15 protein-coding genes are annotated in these 17601 nt (G+C 27.8%); 4 read left to right on the forward strand and 11 right to left on the reverse strand.

Going from position 1 to position 17601, the window contains the following annotated elements; genetic code table 11:
- Nucleotides 1–54 precede the first annotated feature (54 nt).
- Nucleotides 55–837 carry a hypothetical protein gene (locus tag BR69_RS19765; protein ID WP_034849285.1) on the forward strand — a complete coding sequence of 261 codons (783 nt, stop codon included), beginning with the start codon at nt 55–57 and terminating at the stop codon, nt 835–837.
- A gap of 311 nt (nt 838–1148) precedes the next feature.
- On the opposite strand, the gene BR69_RS0103195 is transcribed toward BR69_RS19765, so the two are convergent.
- The 4 genes from BR69_RS0103195 to BR69_RS0103210 are packed head-to-tail and all read right to left on the reverse strand — an operon-like array spanning nt 1149 to nt 7218.
- Nucleotides 1149–2351 carry an alginate O-acetyltransferase AlgX-related protein gene (locus BR69_RS0103195; RefSeq protein WP_027631902.1) on the reverse strand — a complete coding sequence of 401 codons (1203 nt, stop codon included), beginning with the start codon at nt 2349–2351 and terminating at the stop codon, nt 1149–1151.
- A 12-nt stretch (nt 2352–2363) separates the two neighbouring features.
- Nucleotides 2364–3785 (reverse strand): MBOAT family O-acyltransferase, encoded by a 1422-nt coding sequence (locus BR69_RS0103200; protein WP_027631903.1) that lies wholly within the window; start codon nt 3783–3785, stop codon nt 2364–2366.
- A gap of 49 nt (nt 3786–3834) precedes the next feature.
- Complete coding sequence (locus tag BR69_RS0103205; RefSeq protein ID WP_027631904.1) at nt 3835–4938, reverse strand: hypothetical protein; 1104 nt, start codon at nt 4936–4938, stop codon at nt 3835–3837.
- A 12-nt stretch (nt 4939–4950) separates the two neighbouring features.
- Nucleotides 4951–7218 carry a glycosyltransferase gene (locus tag BR69_RS0103210; protein ID WP_027631905.1) on the reverse strand — a complete coding sequence of 756 codons (2268 nt, stop codon included), beginning with the start codon at nt 7216–7218 and terminating at the stop codon, nt 4951–4953.
- Nucleotides 7219–8527: 1309 nt separating this feature from the next.
- Between BR69_RS0103210 and BR69_RS0103215 the strand changes: the two genes are divergently transcribed.
- The gene (locus BR69_RS0103215; protein WP_027631906.1) at nt 8528–9379 is read left to right on the forward strand and encodes a YitT family protein; all 852 of its coding nucleotides are present in this window, start codon (nt 8528–8530) and stop codon (nt 9377–9379) included.
- 232 nt (nt 9380–9611) lie between these two features.
- Here BR69_RS0103215 and BR69_RS0103220 read toward each other — a convergent pair whose 3' ends face one another.
- The 3 genes from BR69_RS0103220 to BR69_RS0103230 form a co-directional block, all read right to left on the reverse strand.
- Entirely contained in the window at nt 9612–10064 is a 453-nt protein-coding gene (locus BR69_RS0103220) for a GNAT family N-acetyltransferase (RefSeq protein WP_034849287.1), read from the reverse strand.
- 174 nt (nt 10065–10238) lie between these two features.
- On the reverse strand, nt 10239–10394 hold the full coding sequence (locus BR69_RS21755; RefSeq protein WP_160169931.1) for a hypothetical protein: 156 nt from the start codon (nt 10392–10394) through the stop codon (nt 10239–10241).
- 46 nt (nt 10395–10440) lie between these two features.
- Nucleotides 10441–11364, reverse strand: coding sequence for an ABC transporter substrate-binding protein (locus tag BR69_RS0103230; protein ID WP_027631908.1), 924 nt, complete (start codon nt 11362–11364; stop codon nt 10441–10443).
- 445 nt (nt 11365–11809) lie between these two features.
- Between BR69_RS0103230 and BR69_RS0103235 the strand changes: the two genes are divergently transcribed.
- Nucleotides 11810–12784: a helix-turn-helix domain-containing protein gene (locus BR69_RS0103235; RefSeq protein WP_027631909.1), complete on the forward strand. Its 975-nt coding sequence runs from the start codon at nt 11810–11812 to the stop codon at nt 12782–12784.
- A 156-nt stretch (nt 12785–12940) separates the two neighbouring features.
- A complete protein-coding gene (locus BR69_RS0103240) occupies nt 12941–13396 on the forward strand; it encodes a GNAT family N-acetyltransferase (protein WP_027631910.1) in 456 nt (151 codons plus the stop codon).
- Nucleotides 13397–13527: 131 nt separating this feature from the next.
- Here BR69_RS0103240 and BR69_RS0103245 read toward each other — a convergent pair whose 3' ends face one another.
- The 4 genes from BR69_RS0103245 to BR69_RS19770 form a co-directional block, all read right to left on the reverse strand.
- Nucleotides 13528–14295, reverse strand: a complete 768-nt coding sequence (locus tag BR69_RS0103245) for a prolyl oligopeptidase family serine peptidase (RefSeq protein ID WP_027631911.1) — start codon at nt 14293–14295, stop codon at nt 13528–13530.
- A gap of 108 nt (nt 14296–14403) precedes the next feature.
- Nucleotides 14404–15393, reverse strand: coding sequence for a GNAT family N-acetyltransferase (locus tag BR69_RS0103255; RefSeq protein ID WP_027631912.1), 990 nt, complete (start codon nt 15391–15393; stop codon nt 14404–14406).
- A 231-nt stretch (nt 15394–15624) separates the two neighbouring features.
- Entirely contained in the window at nt 15625–16422 is a 798-nt protein-coding gene (locus BR69_RS0103260) for an ABC transporter permease (protein WP_027631913.1), read from the reverse strand.
- Nucleotides 16415–17344, reverse strand: a complete 930-nt coding sequence (locus BR69_RS19770; protein ID WP_034849290.1) for an ABC transporter ATP-binding protein — start codon at nt 17342–17344, stop codon at nt 16415–16417. The genes BR69_RS0103260 and BR69_RS19770 overlap by 8 nt, the downstream gene beginning before the upstream one ends.
- Nucleotides 17345–17601 lie beyond the last annotated feature (257 nt).

Genomic DNA, 17601 nt, shown 5'->3' on the forward strand with positions numbered 1-17601 from the left:
TCTATTCTAATTAACATAGAATATACTATCTTCACTTATTTAGGAGGTACAGTTATGTATTATATGTATGATTCTTATAGAGATACTAATGATAAAAAATCTTATGGTGGCGGAAGCTATTGTTATAGTAAGAAATACTATGATGACAACTATGACAATGATGATGATTATGATTATGGCTATGACTATGACAAGGGATATGAGAAAAAAGAATGTAAGCCTAGATACTATTACTATCGCTGCAAAAAGTATCCTGAGTACAAGTATTGTAGACCTGTAAAATGTCATGATAAGAAAAAAGAATATGATAATTCTTATGATTATGATAAGAGCTATGATAATGATTATGACAATAGTTATGATTATGACAATAGTTATGAGAAAAAAGAATGTAAACCTAGATACTACTACTATAAACACAAAAAGTATCCTGAGTATGAATATTGTAGACCTGTAAAATGTCATGATAAGAAAAAAGAATATGATAATTCTTATGATTATGATAATGGTTACGATAATGATTATGACAAGGGTTATGAGTATGACAGAAGTTATGAGAAGAAAGAATGTGAACCTAGATACTACTATTACCGTTGTAGAAAGTATCCTGAATATAAATATTGTAGACCTGTAAGACCTCATCATGAAAAATGTGGTTATGGATATGATGAACATGAATATAAACCTGAAAAAGAATATGATGAAAAAGACTACGGATATGAAAAATGTGACTGTGAAAAAGATGAAAGACATGAAAAAGAATATGATGAAAAAGACTATGGCTACGAAAAGTGTGATTGTGAAAAAGATTACAACCACAAAGAAGAAGAATATTAGAATATATAGGAAATAATATTTAAGCCACTTCATTAGTGTTGAAAATTCATTAGTATAATATAATTATTATATTAATTATATATAGAACAAATCTTTCTTCAGGTGGTGTTCTTTCCACCACCTGAAGGTTAGATGAGTTAATCTAGGGGCGTATCAACTGTTATCCCCAGCTTACACGCGGATGGGGATGTTACAGCTTATAGCCATCAGATAAATTTCTCTAATAACTAAATATTTTACCCTGAACTAATAGCCACATACCAGTTAAAATCTAGGTATGTGGCTTAATCTTTAAACTCTACAAAATATTTTTATTTCTTTCTAAAATCAAAAAACTCTTTAACTAAGTCTGGTGGTGAATATGAAACAAAAATAAAATCTAATTCTGTATTATTTATAACCCTTAACATATCATCTTTATAATATCTTGGATCTAATATATAAACATCTGAACATACCGAAGAAAAGAATGATATTAATGGAACAGCTAAAGAATCCTTTATAAATAGTACCTTAGGTCCATTTTTATTTTCTTTATTTTTAATATGTGCAAAGGGCTGATTCCCATAAAGATAAGAAAAATATTTATCTGGTGCTAATCCATACACATCATTATTTCTAAGTGGATTAATTGCTACCAGTGCCTCCTCAAATCTTCCTGTTAAAGTCCCCTTATTAAAGCTATTTTCAAAATAAAAGTCATAATCTGTTTTAAACTTAGGGTATATTAATGAAAAATCATCCACCTCTGTATAGTACTTTCCTGTCTTTCTTCCCATAGAACCAACAAAAGAATTCTTGTAATTGACTATATTATAATTATTAATATCAGTATAAAAATTATTCTTATCTAGTCCCATATTATATTTTTCATTAAGACTTTTAACAACTTGTGTAAATCCCCAAAAAGCAGTTTCAATCTTCCAGTGGTGGTCAGTATTAAAGAATAAGTCTTCTCCTTTTATTCCACTTTCTAAAATCTCTTCTCTTAAGTCTATGGTATCAATTCCCTCTGATTTTACTTCCATCAAAAACTTATCTGCAGTTTCATTATTATAATGATAAGGTATGCCTCTTGGAAATTCTGTATGTCCCCTTACATATTTATCAGGGGTCATCAAATATATAAACTTAGTTTCTGGATCCTTTACTTCTTCCTTAAGATCCTTTAACTTTTCTTTAATCTCTTCGGTTGGATTTTCCTTATTTGTAAAATAGGTAAAATGTAGCTTTCCTTCTGTATCCTTTACCACCTCAAAGTTAGATAACTCATTTTTCCCCATAAGTTTTTGCATATATCCATAGCTCTCAATAAGAGTATACTTCCCATAAATATTATCATTAATTGCTTTTTCCACATTAGAAATATATTCTCTTAAAGAAGAAACATCTGTCTTTTTTACTGTTTCCTTAAGAGGGCCATAGCTTTTATATAGGTTTAATATGGAAAATGTAAATAAAAATATGATAAAAGCTATGGTTGTTATAAACTTTTTGATAAATTGTCTATTCATACCTATCCCCCCTTAAAAATTAAAGTATATAAATGGATTGTAGGTACCCTTTGTTAAATAGGATACACAGATTAAGAATAATGTGATAACTACAAAGGGATACCCAACTTCAAGAAGTATACTCCCTCTGCGTCCCTCTACAATAAACTTATTTATTCTTTTAGCTAGGGGAATTGAAAATATAATTCCTCCTATTAAAAATAAACTGTACTCCTTTAAAAACATTAAGGTATAATCACTCCAAAATCCATTTCCTAAAACTCCAAACATATTTAAAATAAACTTTCTTGCTTCAATAAGATTCTTAGATCTAAAGATAACCCAGTTTAAATTAATAATAAACAAGGTATATATATTTCTAAGAATTTTATGTTTCTCCATTCTATCTATGCCAAAGAACTTCTCCATGGAGATAAAAACAAAATTAGAAAGTCCCCATAATATAAATGTCCATTCAGCTCCATGCCATATACCAGTAAGCATCCAAACAACAAATAAATTTCGTATTATTTTATCCTTATTACTTACCCTAGAACCTCCTAATGGAAAATAAACATAATCCTTAAACCAAGTTCCAAGGGATATATGCCATCTTCTCCAAAACTCTGTAACAGACTTTGATATATATGGATAATTAAAATTCTCTTCAAACTTAAATCCAAACATTAATCCTAGTCCAATAGCCATATCAGAATATCCTGAGAAATCAAAGAATATTTGCAGGGTATAAGCAATAGATCCAAGCCATGCAAGGCTTGCTACCACACCTGCATCAGTATTCATTTGAAAAATTCTATCTGCTATAATTGCCATGTTATTAGCAATTAGCACCTTCTTACCAAGTCCTGTAATAAACCTACAGGTTCCTATAGAAATCTTTTGCCAGGTTTCCTTTCTGTTATCCATCTGGTCTGCAATTGTACTATACCTTACAATGGGTCCTGCAATTAGTTGAGGAAAGAAGGATATATATAAAGCAACATAAAGAGGGTTCTTTTGTACTTTACCATCCTCCCTATAAACATCTATTACATAAGACATAGCTTGAAAGGTAAAAAATGAAATTCCTATAGGTAGTATTATATTAGGTATAGAAAGATTTAACCTTGCCATCTCATTTATTGTTCTAATAGTAAATCCAAGATATTTAAAGACAAAAAGAATTCCTAAATTAGTAACGCAGGTTAAAATAAGAATAAGCCGTGCTATTGATTTCTTATCTCTATACTTATCAATTATTAGTGCAAAAATATAATTTAACATTATAGAAAGAATCATAATTAGTACAAACCAAGGTTCTCCCCAGGCATAAAAGAATAAACTTGCCACCAACAAAAAAATATTTTTAAGTCTATATGATTTCCTTAAAAGATAATAGGTAACTAAAACTATTGGAAGAAAGTAAAATAAAAAAACTATACTAGAAAAAAGCATAAAATCCCCCCTTTATATATGAAGTGGTATACCTCACTGAGTACTGTATTTATAATCCCTTCTTCCATCGTCTTCTCCATATAAAATAAAACATTGATACTACAAGAACTATTAAAATCCCAATGACTCTAAATATAAAAATTAAGTATTTATTATTTAAGATATTTTTAGGATTACTAACTTCTTTAATTTCCTCTGTCTTTGGTACTAAAAGACTTACTCCATCTACATCCTTTAACTCTCTTACAGATGACTCCTTTAAGGAAACTTCTAATATTATATTAACCTTATTATCAATTATAGATTTAATATTAACCTTATCTACAGTAGTATCCGTGGCTACAGTTAATCTTCCTTTTTCTGTGATTGATATCCCCTTCTCCTCTTCATTTAAAGAAAAGTAGACCCTATAATTTTTTTCTCCACCTTCTTCATTATTAATTACTAAGCTGTACTCTTCAATGGATTCACCAACTATGGGCTTCATTACAGTTTTATCCCCAATAAGTTTTAAGCTAGAAATATCCTCTGGAATATAAGTATCACTAGAAGAAATAAGGTTAACCCCTCCTATTTCCATCTTTTGAATAGTGTTTTCTTTCGTTGTGGCTGTAATACCATAGGAAGCTATCTCTCCTAACTCTTCTTTAGATATCCTAAAATTTTGAAAAGGAACGTGAACTCTTCCCTGAAAACTCTTATCTAATTCAATTAATCCCTTTTCAATATTACCTAACCTCATATTTTTTTCATTGTCTTTTTTTAATAATACATAGGAGTCTTCTCCTAAGGTTATATATTTTCCATCCTTCAATATAATAAATAAATTAATCCTTAGAGGCTTGTCCGATAGATTTTTTATATAAAACCCTATCTCCCCATAGGAAGACCAATCCATTTCAGAATTAACATATAGCTGAGATGTATAATAACCTTTTTCTAATCCATTGGTGTTCATATTTAAAATTATATTTCCATTTTCATTAACCTTGTCCCAGCTATTTTCTCCTCCACTATCTTTTAAAGTTAAGTTCTCCATAGGTATATCTAAGGTAGAGGCTGACGCATATGAAGGAAAATTAAAGCCTATTAAAACTAATAAACTAAATACAAAACCCATTAAAACTTTTATATTACTCTTTTTCTGTGTCATAGCAACCTCCCCTTATATATAGGACATTTCATCTAGTTCATCTAGAATAATATTTTTATTCTGTTTCTTAATATTTTTCTTTTCTTCTGTTACTTTTTTAAAGTTACCCATCCATTTTATTAAAATCTCTTCAAAATTTTTATCTTTTATTAATGACTTATAATTTGTAATAACATAGAGGCTCTCTCCACCTTCTTTAGCTGATGCAACAAACTTACATTTTAATTTAATATTATTTTCTAAGAGTATAGTTAATGTTTTAGGATTCTTACCCATAGTATTAATTCTAGTATACTCATAATTAAAATCCTTTAATGTAACTTCTTCATTATCTGAAGTTTTAACAGTTTCATCTAATAAGAATCTTGCTAGTTTTCTATTAGAAAACCTTTCTTTTTCCATTCTTTTAAATGTATTTATTTTAAGATCTTCAAAGGTACTTCCATCCTTCTTTAGTACCTTAGGTAAAGAAGGCACTCTATCATAAACAATTTGTAAAAGTTCTCTTTTATCCTCTTCCTTAATATCTATAATCTGAAAAGAGTACTTCCATCTATCTTTCATGTTATATACGTGTACTATTCTAGCCTTGAATCTACTATTGTATCTATCAGTGTTTAAAATCACATCCCACTCTAAGTTATGGTCAATATATTTAGGGAAATCTAATGTTACAGAAAACCCCTCCTCTGAGATGTCACTAGTTAAACACTCTATATTAAAATCATTATTTCTAAGAGTACAATCGACACTTGCCATGGTACGCTCATGTTTTCTATAACTCTTTCTTCCTGTCATAAAGAAAATAGACATTACAATATTATAAAAGTTTATTAGTAGCCAAAATAATACCACTATCATACCAATAGATCCTGTTTTAAAAGTCCATCTTATACAATTTATAATCCCAATAACAGATAGAATCCCTAGAACAATATGAGGAAGTGCACAAAGAATTTGGTATCTTCTATCATCTTCCATCTTATTTTTTTTTGTAACTGAGAAATTTTTCTCTGTAATACAAAAGGTTTCTAATATAATTGGAAAAAATAAAGATGGGAATAAAATATTTTCATAAACATTTGTCCATTTATTATTACGAATATTTCCTGATAGCTTCTTAATACATATATTAGTAAGTACATACATAGGAAGCCAAAATACAATAACTTCAAGTAATGTACACTTTACGACAATAACATTAAAAACTGTAAATAAAATAGGAGCCATAATATAAATTAATCTTTTCAAAGGAAAGAACCAATATAAAACAGAAGCAAGATAGTTAAGCTTTTGGGTTATGCTAAGACCTCTTTTAAAAAGTATATTTTTCTTTCTTCCAGTTTGAATACACCCTCTTGCCCATCTTTTTCTTTGTTTAATTAAGCTTTTTAAATCTGATGGTGACAACCCTGAGGCATGGATACTATTTATGGCATAGCATTTATATCCCTTACTTTGAATTTCTATTCCAGTTGCAAAATCTTCTGTTATAACTCCAGTTGCAAACCCTTCAATCTCCTCTAAGGCTTCTCTTAAAATAATTGTATTAGAACCACCATATATAACTGAGTTAGACTTATTTCTTCCTGATTGAATGTCTAAATAAAAATAATCCTGTTCATTAGGAATTCTTCCCTCTGAATGTAAATTAAATTGAAATAAATCTGGATTATAAAAACTTTGGGGAGTTTGTACAAATCCCACCTTATCTCCTGTAAAGAAATAAGGAACACAAGATATTAAAAAGTCATGCATTGGAATCATATCTGCATCCATTGTAACAATTAAGGGAGAGTTTGTTTTCATCATTGCATGATTTAGGTTTCCTGCCTTTGCATGTTTCCTTTCTTCTCTGGTTATATAATTTATATTCATTTTTCTACATAAATCTTTCATCTCTTTACGGTTACCATCATCACATAGGTATATATGAACCTTAGACTTATCTGGATAATCCATATATAAACACCCATTAATTGTCTTATATAAAAGTTCAACTGGCTCATTATATGTGGCTATAAATACATCTATGTGAGGATATTCATAGTCTTCTATATTAGGACGTTCAGGAAACTCCACATTGGTCATGTTATAGAAATGAATACTTGCTTCAAACATACCTATTATCTCTATGATTAAAAGATACAGTCCAGCTACTACTGCAATAAGCCCGTATTCAAAAGGAATTGTAAAAAATATACGCCACCCTAAATATATTAGGGAAAAAATCAAGGTGAAAATAAATAAAATTTTATTTTTTGTGCTTTTAAAATTCAAAAAACCACCCTCTTTATTAAAAGTAAATGCCAATTTGCTATTGATACCTTTTTTCATTAAGTTAAGTGAATTTCCTGTAAAAATAATATAACTAATTTTTTCTTTATTTAAAATGTATAGTAAAATCTATTCTTAATATTAATAAATATCATTTTAGTGTAGATTTCAATCCAAAATGTGTTAATTGTTACATATAAGATGAAACATTGTATAATAATTCATACTCTATAATTACTTTATCTCTATGATTAAATAAGTATAAATAAAATATTTTTTCTATTAATAAGTTAATGTTATCTATAATTTTATTAGCCTTACACATTGTATACTTAATTTGTATAATATTCAACCTATATCTTACATTTATTCCTTATTAATTATAATTTTTCAATATCTATTTTATAAAACTAATCCTCACTATTCCTCTTCTATTTTAAACTTTTAATATTATTTCTTAAATTGTAACTTAAATAATACCTTGTTATTAAAATCTTATAGCCTATTAAGTATATGACTTTTCTTATAATTATTATGCTCTTTTTCTATATAGGGTTACTAAAAGTTGCTTTTTATTTTTTTAATATGCCATAATATTTATAAAAAATATATTTTTTTGTTAGATTACTACCCTATCTTCTCTATTTTTTAATACAGTGCTTAAAAAACTCCTCTTATATTTATTTCTTCTTAAAATAATTACTGTTTTTCTAACAGATGTTTAAAGCTTACACCTGTTACCACCTAATAAAGTTCTAGTTTTCCCTACTTAAAACATCTAAAAACATAAGGAACCCTTGACAATTAAGGCTTTTTATTATATCTTTTGTTACAGGCTTTAAAATAATAAAATATTTAATTTATCTTTTCTAATAAAGGTATACTATATATCACTCACTACTCTTAGTAATAAATATAAATTTATTCTTAAGCTTAAAATATCTTAGAAACTAATTTATATTTATCTAAAGACTTTACATCTCTAATTCTCTATGCCCTTAAGGATAGAAATAAGATTATAAAGTCCCCTATTAGTTTAAATCCAATTCATGTGAAGTAAAATTTTACTATGAATTAGTTTAACTTTATTTTTTATGCCATAAACTATAGAAGATGAACTATATATTTTAAAATTCTAAAATTAATTTATTCATGTGCCTAAGACAAGATAAATTAAGGATATTTTTAATGAATAAGTTAAAAACTTATATTAAAATCCTATAAAAATATATGTTTTATAAAAAAAGTTTATCTTAATCTAAAGAAATTATATATTCGTAATTAGATTTATAAAAACAAAAGGAGGAATAAAATGAAAAACAATAAGATAAAAGAATATGCACTAATGACACTAGGTATATTATTATTAGCCATAGGACTTCAATACTTTTTCTTCCCTAACAACATTGTTGCTGGTGGATTATCTGGATTATCATTACTTATAAATAAATTAACAGGGCTTTCTCCTGGAATTGCCATGCTATCATGTAATGTATTATTATTTATATTCGCATTTATGCTAATGGGTGGAAACTTTGGTGCTAAAAGTATTTACTCTGCCTTTGGCTTAAGCATAATATTATGGGCTATGGAGAAATTTTTACCAAAGTTCTCTTTTACAAACAATTTAATTTTAGCTACTATTTTTGGTGCTATTATAGCAGCCTTAGGTATAGCAATAGTATTTAATCAAGACTCTTCTACAGGTGGAACAACCATAATAGCTAAAATCATAAATAAATATTTTCATATAGATATAGGTAAATGCCAATTATTCACAGACTTTGTAGTTACAATATTAGCTTTTAAAGTTTTTGGAATAGAGCAAGGATTATTAGGACTCCTTGGAGTATTTCTAATGGGAATACTTATAGATAAATTTATAGATGGATTTACCCTTTGTAAGCAGGTTATAATCATAACTAGCAAGGGTGAAGAAATAGAAAAAATAATTATAAATGAAATATCTAGAGGATGTACTGCCCTAGAAGGAAGAGGAGTATATTCAAAGGAAAAGAATTCAGTATTATTTGTAGTTGTAAGTAGAAAAGAGTTCCTAGAATTAAAGAAAAAACTAAAGTCAGTAGACCCTGATGCTTTTATAACTGTAACAGACTCAAAAGAAGTATTTGGAAAAGGCTTTGCTGATTTATTAGAAATTTAAAAAGTGTAAACTTATATAAAAAAGGTGGTATTGTATTTTAAATAATAATTTTAAAATACAATACCACCTTTTTCTTTTCCCTCTTTGCCAAATAGTTATCTTAAATATATGTAAATTGCTACTATATTTTCTACAATAGAAGTGTACAAAGTCTCAAATATCTTTATTTTTTATAGACATAAATGTACAATATTCTAAAATATCATTAATATTTCTAGAAATAAAAGTCATGCTATTTTAGATTATATTTCATAATAATTTCCTCTTCATCCTTTTCTTCAGTATGGTAGAATCCTATATTAAGGTATAATTTTTTTGCCATTTCATTGCCTTTTATATAACAAAGAATTATTAATTCATATTTACCTTCATTTTTTATTGAATCAATCCATAAGTCCATAACTTTTTTTCCATAACCTTTTCCTTGATGCTCTCCTGAAATCATAAACTGATCAAGAACACATAAAAGTTTATCCCCTTCTTTTAAATCATATTGTGATAACACTCCTATTGGTGTACCTCCTTCATAAATACCATGTACCTGACTATTACACTCTCTATATGCAAAGGCTCTTGCCATGATTTTCACATTAGATGAAACAAAGATTTTCTGATTTTCTTTAACTTTTAGTGAATTAAAACTTCTCCAGTTATTTGGATTAATACTCTCAAAATGTATATTCATATTTCCCTCTCTTAAACTTATAAATTATATATGCTTGCAAATTAAATTATATATATTTTAATTATACAAAATATGGTTATTTTCTTCAATTATCTAAAAACTTAATATTATCTATGGTTCTATACTTTATAAATAGAAAAGCCTAGTAATCTCTTTGTTACTAGACTTTATGACCTATACTAAAAGATGTTTCTTAGTGGATAACCATAAATAAATCCCATTATTATTTATTAGCTCCTCATGGGTAACTTCTTCATAGATTTTCCCTTCATCTAACACTAAAATTTTATCTGCATTCCTTACAGTAGATAATCTCTGAACTATAATCAAAGTAGTACGTCCTTTAAATTATTTATATAGTTTACTTCTCTAGAGTTTACTTTACTGTTTTAAGTATTGCATTAACTATATAATCAAGCTGCTTGTCCATAGAATATAAATCCATAAAGAAAAACAGGTCTCCGTCTGTTTTTATAACTCTATCATTTTTTACAGCCGGTAAGTTATTCCATACTTTATTCTCTTTTAAGTTATCCTTACCCGACTTCCACACTGCTTGTATTATATAATCCCCAGAATATTCTGGTAAAATCTCAATGGAAATACTTCTATTTTGATCACCATTTATTATATCTTTTTCTATAACTTCAGGAGCCTTTAAATCAAGATAGTCATAGATGATTTCTCCACCTCTCCCCCATTTATTGCCGAATACCATAATTTCCTTATCCCAATGTTCTATAAGGGTAAAAGTCTTATCCATTACTCCTGCCTTTTTTAACTTCTCCTTGCTATCTTCTACCTTCTTATAAAAAGTATTAATTACTTTCTTTGCCTCCTCCTGCTTCCCAACAGCTTCAGCTATAAGAGTTAATCTTTCTTCTGAGGACATTTCAGTAAACGGAATAACTATAGTTGGTGCGATTTTCTTATATTTTTCATATTCCTCTTTACTAATTACAATTATTAAATCTGGCTCAAGAGCCATTATCTCCTCTGATTCCCATTTTTCAATGATTTTAACATCCTTAACTTCATCTTTAAATGCAGTTTCACCTTGGCTATTGCCAGTTGCTAAAGGTTTTACCCCTAATGCAAGTAAATCCCCTTGAAAATAATTTATAACAATTCTCTTTGGATTTGTAGGGACTTCAATATCTCCCATTACAGTAGATACAACTCTAGTCTTCTTCTCCTTATTTGACTCCTCACCCTCGGTGCTACTTTTAGAACATCCTATAAGTAGTGTAGAAAACATAATAATTATTAACCCAATAGAAATAAATTTAAGTTTTTTCATATTAATTTCATTCCCCCTATTTTTATAAACCATTTTAATATTTATATAATTAATTCATAACTTTAAACTAGTTAGCTATAGCCAATTCATGAAAATTATATCAATACCTTTTTTCAATTGTCAATGATTATCATTTACTCCAAACTAAGGTTATAAATAAAATGTATCCCCTAAAATCCTTTATAATTTCAAGATTCAAAGTGATTTTCTTGAAAAACCTCTTGTTACTTTGGTATATAATTATACCGTTTTGGAGCATATAATTATCTTATCAAAACATAGTAAGCTACTAATTCTTATACTAAATTATAGGGTTTTAATATAAAACATTAACTTATTCAATAAAATATCTTTCACTTATAGGACCTCAAATAGATGTATTCAATAATTTTTAAACTTAAAACTCTATAGCCTAAAACTTTATTTTTAGAAAGGAGTTTATAATGTGAATATAAATGCAGATATTTCAGTTATTGAAGACTTTGCTTCTAAACTTAATTGCAAAAAATTCTCCTATGGAAATGGGATGTTATATCGCCTTCCTGAAGAAAATGGAGATAGCTGGTTTGTAGAAGTTCAACCTACCCAAGGTCTAGTTTTTACTGATACTTATTTCTCATTACTAGAATCAGTAACTTATATTTATACTGTTCCTAAAAATTGTATATGGATATGCTCTTTATATAGTGGCAACATTACTATTATAGAAAATGGAAAAAGGTCACGCAGTTTATATCAAGGTATACATTTATTTAAAGGAAAAGGGACTCCAATCAAAATTATAATTAATAGTGATGAACCTATATGGTATACTTTTTCTCTTGTATTTGAAGAATTTATTCTTAAATATATGAATAATTTATCTTCTAACTCCTCATTTTTCTTATATGATAATTTATCACTAAATCATTTGCATTATAATACATCAGATTTAATTATGATTTTTGAACAACTAAAATATTCAATTAGAAATTGTAAACTTCATTCTATGTATTATATTGGGAAGGTATATGAAATTTTTTCTATAATTCTAAGCAATATGGAAAACGATGAAGCTTTTAAGATTAACCATAGACATAATCATTTAAGCTATGAAAATAAACAATTTATGTGGCTTTTAAAATCAGAAATAGATAAAAATATACTTAATCCTCCTACCATAGAGAAAATGCAAAATATAGCTGAGATGAGTGAATCTAAACTCCGAAGATGCTTTAAAGCAACTTATGGTAAAACTATTTACCAGTATATTAAACATAAAAAAATGGAACAAGCCATCAGATTTCTATCTCATGATGAAATGAGTATTCACAATATAGCTACAGCTTTAGGTTATGAAAGTGCAAGTAAATTTTCAGAAGCATTTAAAAAAGTTTATGGAATTTCTCCTAGTCTATTTAGAAAGTCCTTTGACTTATGATTCTCTTATTAACTTATATAAAAATATGGATTTTAAGAATATCCTAAATATAAGTTCAACTCTATATTATAATTAATGGTATAATCCGTATATGGATTATTATATACTTTAAAAACTATTTATTAATATACTATAAAATAAAGGATGGGAGAAAAAATGTTTCAGTTTAAAGACTTTGATTTTTTAACAGATGAGGAAATTGACTTAAAGATAGAAGAAAAAATACCATATAATGCTGAGAAAGACTATGTACCTGCATACAAATATAAAATTACTCTCCACAACTCAAATGATGCAATAGGTAACATTGATATTAGAATCGGTTATAATGAAGGTATATATTATGGTGGTAATATTGGATATAATATTGAAGAACCTTATAGAGGTAATAATTATGCCTCAAAAGCTTGTAAAATTATAAAACAAGTAGCTCTAGCTCATGGAATGAATACCTTACTAATAACTTGTAATCCAGATAATTTTCCTTCTCGAATTACTTGTGAAAAAGCAGGCCTTAAGCTTAAGGAAATAGTAGATTTACCACCTTATAATGAAATGTATCAAATTGGAGAGAAACAAAAATGTCTATATGAATGGAAGTTAGAAGAGTAGTTTTTCACCTTTTTTCAAAATAAATAAAGGGAAGATTTTATAACTTCCCTCTGGGCTCACTTCTAATATTATTTTAAAACATGGTATTTTATTATGTATACTTAAACACTTTTATATTGTATATTATATTTCTATAGATTTTCCTTAAGCCAAATAATAGACCTTTCAAGCATTTCTGTTGTTATATAATGATTCACATTAGGAACTTCTATAAACTGAAAACTATCTAAATTTTCATTATACAGTGGCTTCATTTCATTAAAAAATACTCTCTGACCATCAATTGGTAATGATCTATCCTCTGAACCATGTAATATTAAAATAGATCTATTATTTATCTTATCTTTATTGTTCATAGGATCATAAAGTTCTATTTTTCTTTTATTTTCTTCATTTTCTCCTGGTAGTTGCCCCATTTTAATTGATTCTGTCCATGCAAAAGATCCACTAAATCCTATAAGACATTTTATATTAGAGTTATATGGAAAAACTCCTCCTGCAGTAATTGCCCCCATAGAACTTCCCATAATTCCAATTCTACTAGGGTCACAATTGTGATTATCAATAATTCCTTCTACAAACTCTCTTGATTCTTCAACACTTTGAAGTACTATGTCCCATAAATATTTCTCTAGATTTTCTGGATTATCATGGTCTATAGCATCTCTTTCTCCATGAAATAGAGCATCTGGTACCACTACTTGATATCCATGACTAGCAATTGCTAAAGCTTCAAACCTTTTAAACTCTTTACTTGAGTGCCATCCATGATAATATATGATTGTTGGTAACCCCCCTTCATATCCATTAGGTTTAAACTTTAAAAATGGTATTTTATTAACTTCTTCCCTGGTAACCTTAACAAAACTATTTTCATAATCAAAAATTGACCATACCATATCTCTTCCCCCTAAATTTTTCATTTTAAATTATGTAACTCATCAGAATAACTTAATGTCCAAGATTTTATATATAATCTTTCTGTTTCAATTACAACATCCCTCATATTACTTATTCCCTTGATTAGATATATTTAAATGATTTCGCTCATCTACTCTTCTTATCATAGAATAACAATATGGGGTGAAGTATTTAAGCCAAAAGCCTCTTCCCTCAATATTAGCAGATTCAAAGTCTGTAGCACAACGTTTCAATCCATTTTCAATAGCCCAATCAGTTGCTATATTTAATAACCTTGCCATTATATGATTCCCTCTATATTCAGGTAATACATATGCTCCATTGATTCCCATTGTGCAATTATCATCTAATTCATCCATATTAATTTCAGTGGTATTGGTTTTTAGGTAACCTATAATTTTGTTATTAATCTCTGCAATCCATAGATTATTACCTTCTGTTTTAATCCACTCTCTATATTCATCTATATAATTTTCACTAGTAGAATTATATAAATATATTGGTGATGAGGAAAGATGTTTGTTTATCCCCTTAAAAAGATGCTCCATATTAATAATATCTCTTATATCAGCTTTTTTTATTAATATGTTATTATTTATATTAGGTATATCTATTTTTTCAAGGGGACGTACAGCATCAACCACTAACATCCCAAACCCATTCATAACCCAAGTATCAATTACTCTTTTATCATTAAGGTATACCATTACCCCATGTGTATAACAATCTAAGCCCACCCATAAGTGGGAAACTCTTCTATAAAGTTCACTATATAAATACTTTTTATCATATCCATCAGCTACTCCATGAAGTGAAGGTATTGATAATACTCCTTTTGCTGTTCCTTTAAATTCATTAATGATAAACCCATTGATAAAACCAGCAACCTTACCAGAATCTATTGCTACAACAAAATTCTTATTATCCACATATTTCTCTATTTCCTTTAAATGAACTTCAATATTTTCATATTTATCAGATAGAATAGGCATTGCTAATCTTGCTTTTTTATAATTAGCTAAAATAATATTTGCTACCTCTTTAACATGATAATTTTTTAAATAAGTATATTCCATAGTACTCTCCTTTTTATTTGATGGCTATAAACTTTCCCCCCATCCTCTAAAAGGTGGGGATAATAGTTGCCACAGCCCTAGATGAGCTTATCTAACCTTAAGATGGTGGAAAGAACACCATCTTAAGGAAGATTCCTTCTATAATATGCTTATTACTCTAGACCCTTAACCAAATTAATCTATTGTAATAGTTAGATGTAATTCAATGATTTTATATTTCTTAATTTATAATTAATATTGACCAAGTAATCCCTTTTTCTTTGCTATTTTGCTACATTGATTGAAAACAAATAGTCCTATAAAAAAGTAAACAATAGAGTTTCCAATTATAATTCCAAAGTCACCTAAAGAAAAATCCATAAGGGATTCTCCACCCAAAGTTATATCATATACTTTTTCAATAGTAGGTCTAAAAGGTAGGATTGCTGATATTAAAGGACTAAATGCGTTACTTCCTGGCATAACTAATCCTATTAAAAAATATTGAACTATATTCAATAAGGATTGAACTTTCTTAAATATAAGAGCTAAACCTCCAAACATCAACGCAATTCCTAATATGCTGAAAATCCCCAGTAATATTAAAACTAATAGCTGTAATATCTTCAAGTTTATCCAATATCCTGTAGTTGCCATTATAGTAAATAATACTATGAAGCAAACTAACAAATTAACTATAAGATTTGTAATACTTCTTACAATTAATATATTATGTAGTCCTAATCCAGACATACTTATTTGTTCTAAGGTCCCTCTATTAGCATCACTTATAACACTACTTGCAGTCTCTGAATAAGCTACTAACATTACAGTCCATAAAAAATATCCTGCTACAAAACCTTCTAATGTTTCTCCTAACCTTACTGGTGATACATTCATGCTTGTACCAAATAACTTCATTCCAAAGAACATGGCAATAAATAAAGCATAAAGACTCATTATTTCTGAAATAGTATTAAATTTATATCTAAGAAGTTCTTTTATTGACTTCTCAATAGAGACCTTAAATAAGTAAAATACCTTACTCATTATTCTTACCTCCACCAACAAGATTTAAATATACCCTTTCAAAATTAATATCTCTTTGCTTTACTTCTTTAATTAAGATTTCCTTTTCTTTTAATATGTCAATAATATTGTATATCTCCTTTGAGTCTACTATATCTATTTCTAGTACAGAATCATCATTAGTAAAATAGAAGTTATATTCTAACTTTAATAAGTAATCTTTTTCTTCTGTTGAAAGAGATTTTAATAAAATAAACTCATAAGTCATGCTTTTAAACATATCTAAGAGGTTGACTAATGTATCCTGAGCTACTATTTTTCCTTTATTTAATACAACCACATCATCACAAACATCTTGTACTAAATTCATATCATGAGTACTTAAGAGTACAGTTTTTTTCATGTCTCTAGCTATATCTTTTAAGATATTTTTTATATCCATAAAACTATCAATATCTAATCCAAGAGTTGGCTCATCTAAAAGAACGATATCTGTATTACAGATCAGTGTCATAGCTATGGCAACCTTTTGCTGCATTCCCCTAGATAAACTATTAACTGTTACATTTTTCTTATCTGTTAAATTAAATCTTTCTAATAATTCATCTATTGTTTTCTCTATATTCTTTCCTCCTAAGCCTCTTATACCAGCAAAATACCTTAAGTTTTCTATTGGTGTAAGTCTCCAGTACAAATTTCTAGTCCCTTCAAACAAGGCTGCTATTTTATCTATGGCCTTTCTATTATCTTTACCCTCTAGTTTTATCTCACCATTATCTGGAATCAATAAATTACATATACTCTTGATAGTAGTGGTTTTTCCTGATCCATTAGGTCCAAGTATTGCACATATATGTCCCTTATCTACTGAAAATGATATATTATCTACTGCTGTAAAGTCCCCATATTTTTTTACTAAATTAGTAACTTCTATAGATTTCAATCTATTCCCCCCATTTTAATTTATATGATTTTTAACGGAAAGTTTGCTTTTATACAACCCCTCCTATTTTTTTGTATAAATTAAATTCTTACAATATTAACCAATATATTTATGTTACTAATTTATTCACTTTAAGTCAATTATTAACTAATACATCCCTGTTATCTATTTTTACATTTACTTATAGTGATTTGTAATTAAGCCAAATAAAAAAAGCCAGTCCAAGGATTTTTCCCTGAACTGGCTTTTAACATGTT

Origin of the sequence: Clostridium hydrogeniformans DSM 21757 (assembly GCF_000686705.1) — a bacterium.
In the GTDB taxonomy this organism is placed as follows: Bacteria; Bacillota; Clostridia; order Clostridiales; family Clostridiaceae; genus Clostridium_Z; species Clostridium_Z hydrogeniformans.